Genomic DNA, 14164 nt, shown 5'->3' with positions numbered 1-14164 from the left:
CGGTTCTTGAGGGGCGGCTAGGGTCGCATTGTTGCGGCCCGATGTGGGTTATTTGACAGGTCGGCGGCAATCATGACGCTTTCGCGTAGAGCCGGCGCCATCGCTTCCAGGCCTGAAAGGGATGGTGGGCGCGACAGGGATTGAACCTGTGACCCCACCCGTGTGAAGGGTGTGCTCTACCGCTGAGCTACGCGCCCGTCCTGCTGGACAGGGGCGCGCCTTTGCCACCGCGATCGGCGCTTGGCAAGCTGCCAGTTGGCGCGATCAGTCGAGCAGCGCGAGCAGCTTTGCCAGCCATCCCTTCGCATCGCTGGAAACGGGGCTCCGCACCACGGGAGCACACTCGATGCAGTAGGCCTGCATCCCTTGCGCGCCGGTCAGTCGCTGGAGGTCTCCCGCGAGGCGATTGAGAGACTCGGTGCGACGCAGGTTGAACAGGCCGACGAGGTCGCTTGCGCTGTCCTTGCGAGCGCTGTCGCCGAGCAGCAACTGGCGCAGCAGCGTGTCACCGGTGGGCGTCTCGTCGCCGAGGTATTCGGCGTGCCATTCGCCCTTGCCGAGCTTGGCCTGTCCCGCGACCCATTCGAGCGCGTCGGGCAGTCCGCCGTACTGGTCGACGAGTCCGATCTGGCGGGCGGTGCCACCGTCCCACACCCGGCCCTGGCCGATCTCGTCGACGCGCGCCGGGGTCAACTTGCGCGCTTCCGCGACGCGGCCGATGAAGTCGGCATAGCCGTTCTCGATGTAGGTCTGCATCAGCGCGTCCGCTTCGGGCGGCAGGCCGCCGATGAGGTCGGGCTGGCCGGAGAGCGGCGTGGTCTTCACCCCGTCGGACGAGACGCCCCACTTGGCGGCAAGGCGCTCGAACGTGGGGATGACGGCGAAGATGCCGATCGATCCGGTGATCGTGTCGGGTTCGGCGAAGATTCGCGTGGCCGGGGTCGAGACCCAGTAACCGCCACTCGCCGCGACGTTGCCCATCGACACCGCGACCGGGATGCCCTTGGCCTTGTGGCGGAGGATCGCGCGCCGGATCTCCTCGCTGGCGAGCACCGAGCCGCCGGGGGAATCGACGCGGACGACAAGGCCCTTGAGATCGTCGGACAGCGCTTCGTCGAGGATCTTGGCGATCCGGTCTCCGCCGGCGGTGCCGGGTCCAGCCTCGCCATCGACGATTTCCCCGGCGATGGTCACGACACCGATCGCGTCGCCGTCAGAGGCGAGCGGCTTGTCGGCGAGCCACGGGTCGAGTTCGGTCGAGGCGAATGCGCCAGGGGCGTCGTCCCACTCGTCTTCACCCGCGAGTTCCGCCACCCGCTTTCCGAACATCACCCGGTCGCCGAGCGTGTCGACGAGGCCAGCGGCCTTGGCGGCGGTCGCGGTATCGCCGCCTGCGGCCTGGAGCCACGCGGCAGGATCGCGGGTGGGCTGGGCGAGGCGCATCTGCGGGCGCGCCTTGGTCACCTGCGCCTGCCATTCGGACCACAGCGCGCCGTAGAGCTGGGTATAGTTCTCGCGCGCCGGATCGGACATCTGGTTGAGCGTGTAGGGTTCCACTGCGCTCTTGTAGGTTCCAACCTTGTAGACCCGCGCATTGACATCTAGCTGGCGCAGCAGGTCACCGTAATAGAGGTTGTTGCCGCCGGGGCCGAGCACCACCGCGCCGCCGAGCGGATGGACCCAGACCTCGCTCGCATGGCTCGCCAGCAACAGCGAATCGTCGGTGTAGGCAACTGCCCACGACAGCACCGGTTTCTTTGCTGCGCGAACACGGTCGAGCGCTGCGCCGATCTCGGTCAGATGAACCTGCCCGCCGCCGACGAAGCTGCCGAGGTCGAGCACGACCGCCTTGATCCGCTCGTCGGTCGCCGCCTCGTCGATCGCATGGACCAGTTCCTGCACGTCGTATTCCCCGGCGGGGGCTTGGCCCGACAGCAGCACCGAAATCGGATCGATCCGGCTTTTCTCCTCGACCACTACGCCATCGAGCTTGAGCAGCAGCGCGCCTTCGCGCACCGAGGCCGGACTGGGGCGGGCGGTGAGCAGCAGGTACATGCCGCCGAAGAACAGAAGCAGGAACAGCAGGCTGAGGCCGTCCTTCACGGCGACGATCAGGTGCCAGACCTTGCGGGCGAACGACATATGGGATTGTCCTTGGAGAGTGGTGTCTTGCTATCGGTCTAGGGAAACGCGCTGGGCTTGACCACCCGAATGCACTTGACCGGCATACCCCTCTCGACCAAGGGCATGGCTTCAATGACATCGGCGGAAAATATTCACGTGGCAGATCGCTACCCGGCGGGCGCGCGCGCGTTCCCGCATCGCGATCTGCTCGCGATCAGCCACCTCGAACGGCACGAAATCCTGTTCCTGCTCGACGAGGCGGAACAGTGGGTGGCGATGAACCGCAGCGCCGCCAAGCACAGCGAACTGCTTGCGGGCATGACGGTCATCAACGCGTTTTTCGAGAACTCGACCCGCACGCTGCTGAGCTTCGAGATCGCTGGAAAGCGGCTGGGCGCTGACGTGGTCAACATGCACGCCGCCCAAAGCTCGGTGAAGAAGGGCGAGACCCTCCTCGACACGGCGATCACCCTCAACGCGATGCGACCCGATGCGATCGTGATCCGCCACGGTAGTTCGGGCGCAACCGCGCTGATCGCGGACAAGGTCGATTGCCCGGTGCTCAACGCGGGCGATGGACAGCACGAGCATCCGACGCAGGCGCTGCTCGACGCGTTGGCTTTGCGTCATGCCCTGCGGGCGCGGGCGCACACGGCCGACGATTTTACCGGGCTGACCGTCACCATCTGCGGTGACGTGCTGCACAGCCGCGTGGCCCGCTCCAACATCCTGTGTCTCCAGGCGCTCGGCGCGATCGTGCGCGTCTGTGCGCCGCCATCGCTGATGCCCTCGGCAATTCAGGCAATGGGCGCGGTACCCTTCCACGATTTCGACAAGGCGCTCGAAGGAGCCGACGTCGCGATGATGCTGCGTTTGCAGACCGAGCGGATGAACGGTCAGTTCGTGCCGTCGGCGCGTGAATACCATCACCTCTATGGCCTCACCGCCGCACGGCTCGCTAAGGCGGCGCCCGATGCCATCGTCATGCATCCGGGGCCGATGAACCGCGGTGTGGAAATCGACAGCGACGTGGCCGACTCCATCGACCGCTCGATCATTACCGCACAAGTGGAAATGGGCGTCGCGATCCGGATGGCCTGTCTCGATGTGCTGACCCGCCGCCGCCGCGGAGTCGACGGTTGGAGCGCGGGCGCATGACGCCCCGTCCGATCACGATCGTCGGTGGCCGGGTGGTCACCCGGGATGGCGTTCGCGAGGTGCCCCTTCGGCTGGCCGACGGACTTATCGCCGGCTTCGCCGGACCGCAGGAAGGGGATGAAGTCGTCGAGGCGAAGGGCAGGGTGGTCGCACCCGGCCTCGTCGATCTTGGCGTGTTCGCAGTCGATAAGCCCGCATTCCGGTTCGGCGGGATCACCCGCGCAGCGCTGATGCCCGACCAGAATCCTCCGCTCGACTATCCGGCTCGGGTCAATTTCATCGCCAAGAGCGGCAAGCCCGATCTGTGGGTCCATCCGCTCGCTGCGGCAACCGTAGGTCTCCAAGGCGACCAGCTCGCCGAGATCGCGCTGATGCGCGACGCCGGTGCGCGGGGCATTGCAACAGGGCGAGGGTGGATTGCCAACTCGGGCGTCATGCTGCGGTTGCTGCAGTATGCAGCGATGCTCGATCTGGTCGTTGTCAGTCATGCCGAAGACGCAGGACTTGTCGGAAGCGCAGTCGCTACCGCCGGAGATGTCGCCACCCGGCTCGGCCTGCCGAGCGCGCCGGCGAGTGCCGAAGCCATCGCGGTCGCCCGTGACGTTGCGCTAGCCGAGATGTGCGGAGCGCGCCTCCACTTGCGACAAGTCACGACACGGGCCGCGCTCGATCTCGTTCGTGGCGCGAAGGCGCGCGGAGTATCGGTCACCGCCGGCGTCACGCCTGCGCATTTCATGCTCTCGGATCTCGCGACGATGGAATTCCGCACGTTCGCACGACTGTCGCCGCCCCTGCGCTGCGAGGACGACCGGCAAGCGGTGCGCGAGGCGATCGCCGACGGCACCATCGATGTCATCGCCAGCGGTCACGATCCGCGCGGGCCGGAGGACAAACGCCTGCCGTTCTCGGACGCCGCTCCCGGTATGGCTGGCGCCGAAACGCTCCTCGCCATGACATTGACGCTGGTGCGCGACGAAGTGATCGACCTTCCGCGTGCATTCGAACTCCTCGCTGGCTCACCTGCTCGTATCCTCGGGTTGCAAGCAGGTGAATTGACTGAGGACCGGGCGGCAGACGTGGCCATAATCGACGTTGATCGCCCATGGGTGGTCGACAGGACGAAGATGGAGGCCACCGCTGGTAACACGCCGTTCGACAAGCAGCCGACCCAGGGCCGCGTCGTGGCCCTCTACAAGGGCGGATTGCTCCTTTAGCGCGCCAGGCCGTGGAAGCGGCGGGAACCCTTTATTCTGCGGTTCGCTTTGTTTGCGTGGAAGGTACGCTCACCCAATGGTTGCCGCTCGACTGGCTGCAGGCCGCGCTGGCGATGCCGTTCGGTGAACTGTGGGTTAGCCTGGGGTTCCTTGCCCTGACCGCATCCGTCTACGCATCGGGTATACCCGGAACACTGCTGCCGATCTCGTTCTCTTCGGGAGCATTGCTGGGCGGGGCGCTGGGAATGCTGACTGTCGGCACGGGCGCCTTGGTAGGCGCGACTGTGCTTTATACCTTCCTCGAGCGCGGGCCACGGGCACGCCTATCGAAGAAGTACGGCCACCATCTCGAGCGACTGGATAACTGGGCCGCGCGCGGCGGCCTACTGCCGATCGTCGCGCTGCGTCTGGCCGGATTGCCGCATCTCGCGGTTACGGCGCTTTGCGCGCTCGCCTCGGTGGGGCCGCGGCGTTACGCGGTGGCCACGGCTGTCGGAATCCTTCCGGCAATCGCGCTGTCGTCGATCGCCGGCGCCACCCTCTGAGAGAAAAAGGAAAGGGCCTCTCCCGCAGGCAGGAGAGCCCTTCCTCAATGGCAGGATCGGCAATTTAGCGGCGGGCCATCCGCACGCCGGTGTCGACCGCACCCGGGAGCGGGCGGCCGGGCGACCAGGCGATGCAACCTTGGCCCTGGCGTTTCGCGCCGGAGCAGAACGAGCCGGCATCCGCACGGGCAAGTCCACCTGCCGAAACGCGGTAATAGGTCTTGCCCTTCACGACGGCCTTCGTGATGACCATGTCGAACTGCGAGAGCTGCGGGAACCGCTTGGCGTAGACGCCCCAGGCACGCCGCGCACCGGCTTCCGTCGAGAACGAGCCGAGCTGGACGAGGTGATCGCCAGCGTGGATGGCCGAAGCTGCGCCATTGCCGCGCGTATACTTCGGGGTCTCGGCAGCACCGAGGCGCGTCGGGGTCTGCTGGACCACCGGCTGGCCAGCGAATTCGACCGCCGAAGCGATCATCTGTGCAGGTGTTACACCGGCCGGTGCGGGCTGCGCGAAGGCGGCCTGGAAGTCCTCCGGTGCGCCGACAGGCGGCGAGACGACGGTGAGGGCGGGCTGCACCTCGGCAGTGGACGGTTTGACTGCGGCAGCCACAAGCGCGGGCAGTTCGCCGCCTTCGCTCTCAGCTGCGGCATCGGCCACCAGCGGAGCATAGGCAGCCGCTTCGCTGGCAAGCTGTTCGTTGGTCGGGTGATTGGCGAGCGCGAGCTGAGCGGGCTGGCCGTTGTCGGCGACCACTTGGGTGCCGAGCAGCGCAGCGACGCGGCCCTGCGAGTCCTCGGTGCGCGCCGTGGCGGCCCACTGCGCCATGCGCGCATCGAGCTTGTCGAGCGGCACGTCCTGCGCCGCCATGATGCGCGCAGCGCCCCAGTTGCCATTCAGCGCAAGGGCGTAGGCGAGGTTCTGGCGCGTCTTGGGCGTATCGTCGCCGCTTCGCACTGCTGTCGAAAGGATCGCAACGCCTTGATCGCTCTGCCCGGCGAGCGCGAGGGCAAGGCCGAGGTCGGCCGCCGGGATATCGTCGCGCCAGTCTTCCAACACTTCGAGAGCCGAAGCGCGGTCGCCGGTGGCGATCGAAGCGAGCGCGAAGCCGAGCGCGGTACGCGGCGTTTCGTCCCCGAGGGTCAGGGCGTCGTCGAAGCTGGTGCGCGCCGAAAGAAAACGTCCCGCCTCAAGATAGGCGGCACCCAGCATGGTGCGGTACGCGGCGTTGTGCGGGTCGGCCAGTACGGCGGCTTCCGCGTGCGCGATCGCCGAGGAAACCTTGCCGCCCTTCAGCGCGACTTCGGCGCGATTTGCCGACAGGTCGGCGCGCGGAGCGGACTGCGTGGCGCAGCCGCCAAGCATCACGGACGCCAGCGCGGTGCCGGCGGCGAGTCTCAGCAAGCGGGTGTTGCGGCTCATGGTCGTTTCCCCTCGGGTGGTATCAGTTCCGCCGCTTGACCTGCGCGGCGATGGTTTCGAGTTCGGGCATGGCGCCCAGCAGTGCGTCGAGTGCTTCGGTGACGAGCGCCTGCGCGCTGCAGTCGCGCACCGTGCAGGCCAGCTTCAGCTTGAGGTGTCGGTCGGTGTCGAGGCGCAGCGTGAACGCGGCACGGTTGGCGCTGTCGGTCTTCGTGCGTTGGCGAATCGCCGGCGCCGCGATGCGCTGCTGGATCCCCTCGCGCTCGCTGAGAACGGCAGGCTGCGATTGCGCGAAAGTCACGGCGCTCGTTGCCGGGATCAGGTGGACGACTTCCGCACTGGTCTGCTGGTCGTCGTTTTCGCCCATGTCGTTCCAGCCCAGATCCTCGAGCGTGTCGGGATCGGCCTGCACCTGGTCGGCCGGCATCGAGGCGAGCGCCGCGTGCTGCGGCCGCATGGCGGGCTTGGCGCCGCCCTTGCGGGCAAGGAGCGTGGGGCTCAGCGAGGCGAAGGATGCTTCGGCCATCTGCGATCGGCCTTCTGTCCGGGCCGCCGCTTACTGCGCCACCCGGCGACCGAAGCCGCCTTGCGGACGATAGGCTGCGCCTGCCGCCTGCTGGTGGTGGTTTCCGGCGTTGGGAGCGGCGAACACGGTCCGGCGGAAGTTCTTTTCGAGGCGATCCGAAATGTAGTTCCACAGGGCGGCCATTTCGGCGGCCGAGCGACCTTCCGGGTCGACTTCCATCACCGTGCGGCCGTCGATCATCGAGGCGGCGAAGTCGGTGCGGTGATGCAGGGTGATCGGGGCCACGGTGCCGTGCTGGCTCAGCGCGACCGCGGCTTCGGAGGTGATCTTGGCCTTCGGCGTGGCGGCATTGACGACGAAGATCAGCGGCTTGCCGGCGCGTTCGCACAGGTCGACTGTGGCACCCACGGCGCGCAGGTCGTGCGGGCTCGGGCGGGTGGGAACCACGATCAGTTCGGCGACGCCGATAACCGACTGGATTGCCATCGTAATCGCCGGGGGCGTATCGATGACAGCGAGCTTGAAGCCCTGCTGGCGCAGAACCTGGAGGTCGCTGGCGAGGCGGGCGACAGTCGTCTGGGCGAAAGCGGGATATTCCGCCTCGCGCTCGTTCCACCAATCGGCAAGCGACCCCTGCGGATCGATATCGATCAGCACGACGGGGCCAGCGCCGGCGCGCTGCGCCTGAACCGCAAGGTGTCCGGACAAAGTGGTCTTACCCGAACCACCCTTCTGCGAAGCCAGTGCCAAAACGCGCAAGGCCGATCCCCCGTTAAATCCCTGAGCAAAGGCGCACCCATGCACCTTGCCCAGCGAGGAAATCGCAGCATTGCCCTAATATTGGATTAACATCGGAACATCGCGCGATGCCGCAAAGAAGTGCGAAAAAGCGCCAAAAGAAACTCTTTGCTAACGAGGCATTCACTATGTCAGTTTGTCTGGGGCCCGCTCTGGGACGCTGCTTTGGGGGGACGGGATGAACGCAGTACGGACGGTGCTGACCGCAATGACCGGTCTTGTCGGCACTGCCTGTCTCATGGTCGGTAGCGCGGCATTCGCCGACGTAAAGACCGGAGTGGATGCCTGGAGCGCGGGCGACTACGCGAAGGCCGTGGCCGAATGGCGCGGGCCGGCTGACAAAGGCGACCCGGACGCCATGTTCAATCTTGCCCAGGCATATCGCCTCGGCCGCGGTGTCCCCGAGGATATCAAGCAGGCCGAGACGTATTATGCGCGGGCGGCCGCCAAGGGCCATATCAAAGCGGCCGACAACTACGGCCTGCTCCTGTTTCAGGACGGCCGCCGCGAGCAGGCCTTGCCGTATGTCGTCGCAGCCGCTGAACGCGGCGATCCGCGCGCGCAGTATCTCGTCGGCATAGCGCACTTCAACGGCGACCTGGTGGCGAAGGACTGGGTCCGTGCATACGCGTTGCTGACGCTCGCGAATGGGGCAGGGCTGCCGCAGGCGGCGCAGGTGATCCGGCAGATGGACGGCACTATCCCGCTGGCACAGAGGCAGCAGGCCCAGACGCTCGCCTCGACGATGCGCACGCGCGCCGATTCCGTTCGGTCGAGCCAGCTTGCCGCGGCCGACCTGGGTGCCGGAACCCGTGAACTGCCGGTGGTAAAAGCGGCGCCGACCGTTGCCGACGCAACGCCCGCACGCCGGGTGCCGCAGGCGGTTGTGCCGGTCAAGGTTCCGCCCTCCGCGTCGTCGGGACAATCGGCCATCAGGGCCGCAACGGGTGTGCAGGGGACGGAGAGTCCGGCGACCGCGGGGGCCGATTTCGCGCGCGCCGCAATCGTTTCGGCGCCGCCATCCGTGCGCCTACCCGCGCCACCACCTGCCCGAGTCGCGGCAACCGCGCCGCCGCGCGCGGCACCAGCCATTGCCAACGCAAACGGCCCCTGGCGTTTGCAGCTCGGTGCGTTCTCGGTCCCCGGCAATGCAGACAAGGCTTGGGGTCAGGTCGCGGGCAAGGCGGCGCTCTCGGGCAAGGTCAAAATTCTCCAGCCGGCCGGCAAGTTGACCCGCCTGCTCGCTTCGGGCTGGGCGACGCAGGGGGCTGCCGAAGCGGCCTGCGCAACACTCAAGGCTGGGGGGCAAGCCTGTCTCGTCACCCGCTGAGGAGGCCGAGGCACCTGTGCCCGCTTCGCTCCCCGAGAGCATCCAAACTCCTTTTGCGCGCGAGACCGCGCCGATTAGCGGCCGCGAGCGGCTGACGAGCCTGGATTTCACCCGCGGAATCGCGGTGATGGGCATCCTGTTCGCAAACATAATCGGGATGGGGCAGCCCTATTCGGCCTACACTTGGCCGGGCGGCTTCTTCAGCAGTCACGACCAGCTCGCCGACTGGCTCTGGGTTGTCCAGTTCGTCGTCATCGACGGCAAGATGCGCGGCCTGTTCACCCTGCTGTTCGGCGCGGGCCTCGTGCTGTTCGCCGAGCGCGCCGTCGCGCGGGGCGGCGGTCGAGGGTTGGCGCCGGTGAGGTTGTTCTGGCTCTTCCTGTTCGGGCTTGCGCATTTCTATCTGCTCTGGCGCGGCGATATCCTCACTCTCTATGCAATGGGCGGCGCGATCGCGCTTGTCGCAGTGAACTGGACACCGGTGCAGCAATTCGCTGTCGGGCTGACGGCCTATGTCTTCGGCGTGATTTATAACACCGTCTCGCTCGTGCCGGTCTGGATCGCGAACGACACCAACCGTGCAACCTTGCCCGAATACTCCGGGATCGCAAAGGCGACCGACGAGATAATTGCCAGCGACCGCGCGGACGCGCTTCGCGAGGCCTCGATTTCTGCGGACGGAACCTGGCTGGACTACGTTGCCCACACGGCGACGGTCCATCGGTGGGAGTGGCTTGATGTTTTCATTTATTCCTCGACCGAGGTTATCCCGCTCATGCTGATCGGCATGGCGCTGTTCCGCATCGGACTGTTCGACGGTCGATTGAACCGGCGCAGCCAGGCGGTCTGGGGCTGGACCGGGGTAATCGCTGGCGCGCTGCTGACGATGCCGCTGGGATTGTGGGTCTTGTCGAGCGATTTTAGCTACGCGACCACGATCTTCGCCGCACTCGGACCGCAGGGACTGACGCGACTTCCGATGATACTGGGTTTCGCTGCTCTGCTCGGCCTTTGCACTCGCGCCGATGGATGGTTCTCGAGCCGCGTTGTCGCGGCGGGGCGCACGGCGTTCTCCAATTACATCGGGACCTCGTTCATCACTCTGCTCGTGTTCCAGGGATGGGCCATCGGGCTGTTTGGCGAACTGTCGCGCGAATCGCTTTACCTCGTCGCTTTGGCGGTGTGCGTAGTGATGCTCCTGTGGTCGAAGGCGTGGCTGGCGCGCTTCCGGTATGGCCCACTCGAATGGTTGTGGCGTTGCCTGACTTATCGGCACATATTTAGGCTGACCCGATAGGGCTTGTTTTTGCGATTGGTTCGCATTAGCTAGTTTCCGAAGTCGGGAGTAGCTGCGCATGTATGTCTGCGTCTGCAATGCCATTCGGGAGTGCGAATTCCGTCGCATGGCCCTGCGCTGTGCCGGGAATGCCGAGTCGATCTATGCTGCCTTGGGAAAGCGCCCGCAGTGTGGCCAGTGCCTGGACGACGCTGATGAGGTCGCTTCCGAGCAACGCGAACTGGCGAGCATCCCGTTTGCAGCCTGACCTTGCGAGGCAATCGCAAAGGGCCGAATTCTGCGACTTTCGACCGGGTTTCGCCTTGCTGCACCGGTGCCGAAGGCCCATAACTCAGCCTCCGCGTGAAAAGGATCAAAGCCGTGAAGGGCGATCAGACCGTCATCGAGTTCCTCAACCAGGCGCTCACCAACGAACTCACGGCGATCAACCAGTACTGGCTGCACTACCGCGTCCTGAACCACTGGGGCATTTGCAAGCTTGCCGAGTACGAACGGCACGAGTCGATCGACGAGATGAAGCACGCCGATGTGCTCGCCGAGCGTGTGCTGTTCCTCGACGGGCTGCCCAACTTCCAGGCGATCAACCGGTTAAAGGTCGGCGAGACGGTCGAGGAAATCCTCAAGGCCGACCTCGCGCTCGAGATGGAAGCGATACCGCTGCTCAAGGAGGCGATTGCGCACTGCGAAGGCGTTCGCGATTACGTCAGCCGCGAGATCTTCGAACGCATCCTCGAAAGCGAGGAAGAGCACGTCGACTTCCTCGAAACGCAATTCGAGATGATCGAGCGGATGGGCCTGGCCAACTACGTCCAGTTGCAGAGCGCGCCGGCGGGCGAGGGCGCCGACTAATCCGCTTTCTGGTTGACGATCCAGACCGGCGATCCCTCTTCACCGAGCTTCTTGAGGGTCGCCACGAGCAAGCCGTCGCGGCGCACTTCAGCCGTTCCGCCGTCGAGGTTCAGGTCTGCCACGACGAGCGAGGTCGCCATGTCCGGGGTGGCAAACTCCAGCGGCTCGATCCCGGCAGTTCCGGGGCCCGGCGGAGTGATCAGCACCGAAAAGTCGCTCATCGCGGCCTCCTGTCCAGCGGGCGCAGGAAATCGCGCCCAACAAGGACTGAATAGCGCAAGCCTGTGGCAGTATCACGACAACGGCGACGCTAACCGGACCAGTCGGGGCGTGTTTACGACGTTGCGAATCTGCAGCCGAACGGCCCGTCAGTCCTTTGAATAGGGGTTCTTCGGTGCCTTGAGCACCACCCGCACTGGCACGGCGTCAAATCCCAGTTCCTTGCGGATGCTGTTGACCAGGTATCGCTCATAGCTCTTGGGCAGCATGTCGAGACGGGTCCCGAAGATCACGAATCGCGGCGGGCGGGTCCCGGCTTGGGTGATGTAACGCAGCTTGATCCGTTTGCCCTTCGGCGCGGGTGGCGGATTGGCCTCCAACGCATCGTCGAACCAGCGGTTGAGCGCGGAAGTCGGGACGCGCTTCGACCATGCTTCGCGGATTTCGAAAGCCGCCTTGAGCATCTGGTCGAGGCCCTTGCCCGTCTTCGCGCTGACCGCGAACAGCGACAGGCCTTTCACCTGGGACAATCCATCCTCGAGCGCGCCCCGGATGCCGTTGAACAGGCGACTGGCATCGCCCACTTCCTCGCTGCCCGCCAGGTCCCACTTATTGATCGCGATCATCAATGCGCGACCTTCCTCGATCACGTGGGCCGCGATCTTGAGATCCTGATGCTCGAGGCCGCGCGTGGCATCGAGCAGAAGCACCACGACCTCGGCAAAATCGACCGCTCGCTTGGCATCGGCGACGGACAGTTTTTCCAGCTTGTCGACCACGACCGCGCGCTTGCGCATACCGGCGGTATCGATCAGGCGAATGTCGCGCACTTCGCCCTCGGGATCGGTCCACTGCCAATCGACCGCGATGGAATCGCGCGTAATGCCCGCTTCGGGCCCGGTCAGCAGGCGATCTTCTCCCAGCAGCCGGTTGATGAGCGTGGACTTGCCGGCATTCGGGCGACCTACGATCGCGAGCTTGAGCGGGCCGAGCGCTTCATCTTCGGGATCGACCTCGCCGGCCCGTTCGGACGCATCGCGTTCGTCTTCCGATGCGCCGATGATCGGATAGAGCGCGTCGAACAAATCGGCCACGCCCTCGCCGTGCTCCGCCGACAGGGCCACCGGTTCACCGAAGCCGAGCGAGAAGGCTTCGTACAGCCCCCCGTCACCCGCGCGGCCCTCGGCCTTGTTGGCAACCGCCACGACGGGAATTTCCTGCGTGCGCAGCCAGCGGGCGATTTCCTCGTCGAGGGGTGTCAGGCCGGCGCGCGCATCGATCACGAACAATGCGGCGTCCGCGCCTTCGACGCTGACCTCGGTCTGCTTCCGCATCCGGCCGGGGAGCGATTCGGCGTCCTCGTCTTCCCACCCCGCCGTATCGACGATCGTGAACTCGAGCCCGGCGATCACCGCGTCTCCGAAGCGGCGATCGCGGGTTACCCCAGGCTGGTCGTCGACCAGCGCGAGCTTCTTGCCGACGAGGCGGTTGAACAGCGTCGACTTGCCGACGTTGGGTCGGCCGATGATGATGACTTGCGGTTTCATGGATCTTTCGCGCGGGAGGTGGCCGCTGGCGGCGCGCTTGGCAAGCGGCGTAACGGCAAATTAACCCTCATTGGCCATCCACAAGCCCATGTGGGGACGGTTGGGAATCCTTGCCGCTGTGCTTGCGGCCACTGCCCCGGGCGTTGCCCGGGCCGACAGCGCGGATGTCGCGAACGCGATCGACGGCACTGAGCTTGCGCCGTACCTTCAGTGCGTACCCTATGCCCGCGAACGGTCGGGCGTCCAGATTTTCGGCGATGCGCGGACTTGGTGGAACCAGGCCGCCGGGCGCTACAAGCGCGGAAACACGCCCAGGCCTGGCGCGGTGATGACCTTTCGTCCGACGGGTAGCATGGTGCTGGGTCATGTTGCCGCGGTGAGCAAGGTGATCGACAGCCGCACCGTGCTGCTCGACCACGCCAACTGGTCGCCGATCAACGGCCGTCGCGGCCAGATCGAGCGCGGGGTGCGGGCCATCGACGTCTCGCCCGCGAACGACTGGACGCAAGTGCGAGTGTGGTATGCGCCCTTGGGCGATCTCGGTACGACCGCCTGGCCGGTCGAAGGGTTCATCTACGGTGAGCGAGACAGCGGTGCGCCGCTTGGCGGATCGCGGGTACTCGCAAGTGCGAGTTACGCGCCGTCTGCCTCACCAAATCCGTCGAAGGCGTTTTCTAAGGCTTTTGCGGGCTTCGGAGAACCGCAACTCGCCGCCGCACCCTCGATACGCGCGGCGCCGACCGGGATCGCGCAGCCCCGCCGGATGGCGCAGGCGTCGCCCGCGCGCCCTCGCGATGCGATCGACGCAGCGCTCGCGCGCTACGCCAACTGATCAGGCTTTCGAGATCGGCGGCTCGTCGCCGAGATCTTCGAACCAGGCTTCGACAGGGCCGTTGAGCTTGAGCGTCAACGGCTGGCCCTTGCGGTCCATCGTCTTGCCGGCTTGCACGCGTATCCAGCCTTCGGAGATGCAGTACTCCTCGACATCGGTGCGGACGCGGTCCTTGAACCGGATTCCGATCCCGCGCTCCAGCACCGACTGATCGAAATGCGGGTTGCGCGGGTTGACCGAAAGGCGGTCGGGCGGGGTCTGGCTTTTCTCGTCGCTCATGGGGCAGCGCCTTTAGTCGCGCA

Annotated in this window: 14 protein-coding genes and 1 tRNA gene; 7 read left to right on the top strand and 8 right to left on the bottom strand. The window is 65.9% G+C overall.

Annotated elements, in window-relative coordinates; genetic code table 11:
* Window positions 1–122 precede the first annotated feature (122 nt).
* Window positions 123–197, bottom strand: a tRNA-Val gene (locus tag ACWPMX_RS07065).
* 67 nt (window positions 198–264) lie between these two features.
* Window positions 265–2142, bottom strand: a complete 1878-nt coding sequence (gene sppA / locus ACWPMX_RS07060) for a signal peptide peptidase SppA (protein WP_455699327.1) — start codon at window positions 2140–2142, stop codon at window positions 265–267.
* A 114-nt stretch (window positions 2143–2256) separates the two neighbouring features.
* Between sppA and ACWPMX_RS07055 the strand changes: the two genes are divergently transcribed.
* Genes ACWPMX_RS07055 through ACWPMX_RS07045 form a run of 3 tightly spaced genes read left to right on the top strand, consistent with a single transcriptional unit; the run spans window position 2257 to window position 5041 of the window.
* Window positions 2257–3282: an aspartate carbamoyltransferase catalytic subunit gene (locus ACWPMX_RS07055; RefSeq protein WP_455699326.1), complete on the top strand. Its 1026-nt coding sequence runs from the start codon at window positions 2257–2259 to the stop codon at window positions 3280–3282.
* A complete protein-coding gene (locus tag ACWPMX_RS07050) occupies window positions 3279–4496 on the top strand; it encodes a dihydroorotase (protein ID WP_455699325.1) in 1218 nt (405 codons plus the stop codon). Before ACWPMX_RS07055 ends, ACWPMX_RS07050 begins: the two co-directional genes overlap by 4 nt.
* 56 nt (window positions 4497–4552) lie before the next feature.
* The gene (locus ACWPMX_RS07045) at window positions 4553–5041 is read left to right on the top strand and encodes a TVP38/TMEM64 family protein (RefSeq protein WP_455699324.1); all 489 of its coding nucleotides are present in this window, start codon (window positions 4553–4555) and stop codon (window positions 5039–5041) included.
* 64 nt (window positions 5042–5105) lie between these two features.
* Here ACWPMX_RS07045 and ACWPMX_RS07040 read toward each other — a convergent pair whose 3' ends face one another.
* Genes ACWPMX_RS07040 through ACWPMX_RS07030 form a run of 3 tightly spaced genes read right to left on the bottom strand, consistent with a single transcriptional unit; the run spans window position 5106 to window position 7749 of the window.
* The gene (locus ACWPMX_RS07040) at window positions 5106–6464 is read right to left on the bottom strand and encodes an SPOR domain-containing protein (protein WP_455699323.1); all 1359 of its coding nucleotides are present in this window, start codon (window positions 6462–6464) and stop codon (window positions 5106–5108) included.
* Window positions 6465–6486: 22 nt separating this feature from the next.
* Window positions 6487–6990: a hypothetical protein gene (locus tag ACWPMX_RS07035; RefSeq protein WP_455699322.1), complete on the bottom strand. Its 504-nt coding sequence runs from the start codon at window positions 6988–6990 to the stop codon at window positions 6487–6489.
* A gap of 30 nt (window positions 6991–7020) precedes the next feature.
* Window positions 7021–7749: an AAA family ATPase gene (locus tag ACWPMX_RS07030; protein ID WP_455699321.1), complete on the bottom strand. Its 729-nt coding sequence runs from the start codon at window positions 7747–7749 to the stop codon at window positions 7021–7023.
* Window positions 7750–7966: 217 nt separating this feature from the next.
* Here ACWPMX_RS07030 and ACWPMX_RS07025 point away from each other — a divergent pair, with 217 nt between their 5' ends.
* The 3 genes from ACWPMX_RS07025 (at window position 7967) to bfr (ending at window position 11264) form a co-directional block, all read left to right on the top strand.
* Window positions 7967–9118 (top strand): SPOR domain-containing protein, encoded by a 1152-nt coding sequence (locus tag ACWPMX_RS07025; RefSeq protein WP_455699320.1) that lies wholly within the window; start codon window positions 7967–7969, stop codon window positions 9116–9118.
* A gap of 16 nt (window positions 9119–9134) precedes the next feature.
* Window positions 9135–10415, top strand: coding sequence for a DUF418 domain-containing protein (locus ACWPMX_RS07020; protein WP_455699319.1), 1281 nt, complete (start codon window positions 9135–9137; stop codon window positions 10413–10415).
* Window positions 10416–10775: 360 nt separating this feature from the next.
* A complete protein-coding gene (gene bfr / locus ACWPMX_RS07015; protein WP_455699318.1) occupies window positions 10776–11264 on the top strand; it encodes a bacterioferritin in 489 nt (162 codons plus the stop codon).
* Here the strand turns inward: bfr and ACWPMX_RS07010 are convergent.
* Entirely contained in the window at window positions 11261–11485 is a 225-nt protein-coding gene (locus ACWPMX_RS07010) for a hypothetical protein (RefSeq protein WP_455699317.1), read from the bottom strand. The two genes, bfr and ACWPMX_RS07010, sit on opposite strands and share 4 nt — an antisense overlap.
* A 147-nt stretch (window positions 11486–11632) precedes the next feature.
* Complete coding sequence (gene der, locus ACWPMX_RS07005; protein ID WP_455699316.1) at window positions 11633–13030, bottom strand: ribosome biogenesis GTPase Der; 1398 nt, start codon at window positions 13028–13030, stop codon at window positions 11633–11635.
* 70 nt (window positions 13031–13100) lie between these two features.
* Here der and ACWPMX_RS07000 point away from each other — a divergent pair, with 70 nt between their 5' ends.
* Entirely contained in the window at window positions 13101–13862 is a 762-nt protein-coding gene (locus tag ACWPMX_RS07000) for a CHAP domain-containing protein (protein ID WP_455699315.1), read from the top strand.
* Here ACWPMX_RS07000 and ACWPMX_RS06995 read toward each other — a convergent pair whose 3' ends face one another.
* Window positions 13863–14141 (bottom strand): DUF3297 family protein, encoded by a 279-nt coding sequence (locus tag ACWPMX_RS06995; protein ID WP_455699314.1) that lies wholly within the window; start codon window positions 14139–14141, stop codon window positions 13863–13865.
* Between the last annotated feature and the right edge of the window lie 23 nt (window positions 14142–14164).

Source organism: Tsuneonella sp. HG094, from assembly GCF_053819285.1.
The sequence above is the reverse complement of the archived record's forward strand: the minus strand, read 5'-3'. Positions and strand labels throughout refer to the sequence as shown.

Bases quoted from the DNA above. Each gene is read 5' to 3' on its own strand.
- ACWPMX_RS07040 (WP_455699323.1), bottom strand. From the start codon at position 6,464: ATGAGCCGCAACACCCGCTTGCTGAGACTCGCCGCCGGCACCGCGCTG.
- ACWPMX_RS07055 (WP_455699326.1), top strand. From the start codon at position 2,257: ATGACATCGGCGGAAAATATTCACGTGGCAGATCGCTACCCGGCGGGC.
- sppA (WP_455699327.1), bottom strand. From the start codon at position 2,142: ATGTCGTTCGCCCGCAAGGTCTGGCACCTGATCGTCGCCGTGAAGGAC.
- der (WP_455699316.1), bottom strand. From the start codon at position 13,030: ATGAAACCGCAAGTCATCATCATCGGCCGACCCAACGTCGGCAAGTCG.
- ACWPMX_RS07010 (WP_455699317.1), bottom strand. From the start codon at position 11,485: ATGAGCGACTTTTCGGTGCTGATCACTCCGCCGGGCCCCGGAACTGCC.
- ACWPMX_RS06995 (WP_455699314.1), bottom strand. From the start codon at position 14,141: ATGAGCGACGAGAAAAGCCAGACCCCGCCCGACCGCCTTTCGGTCAAC.
- ACWPMX_RS07025 (WP_455699320.1), top strand. From the start codon at position 7,967: ATGAACGCAGTACGGACGGTGCTGACCGCAATGACCGGTCTTGTCGGC.
- ACWPMX_RS07050 (WP_455699325.1), top strand. From the start codon at position 3,279: ATGACGCCCCGTCCGATCACGATCGTCGGTGGCCGGGTGGTCACCCGG.
- ACWPMX_RS07035 (WP_455699322.1), bottom strand. From the start codon at position 6,990: ATGGCCGAAGCATCCTTCGCCTCGCTGAGCCCCACGCTCCTTGCCCGC.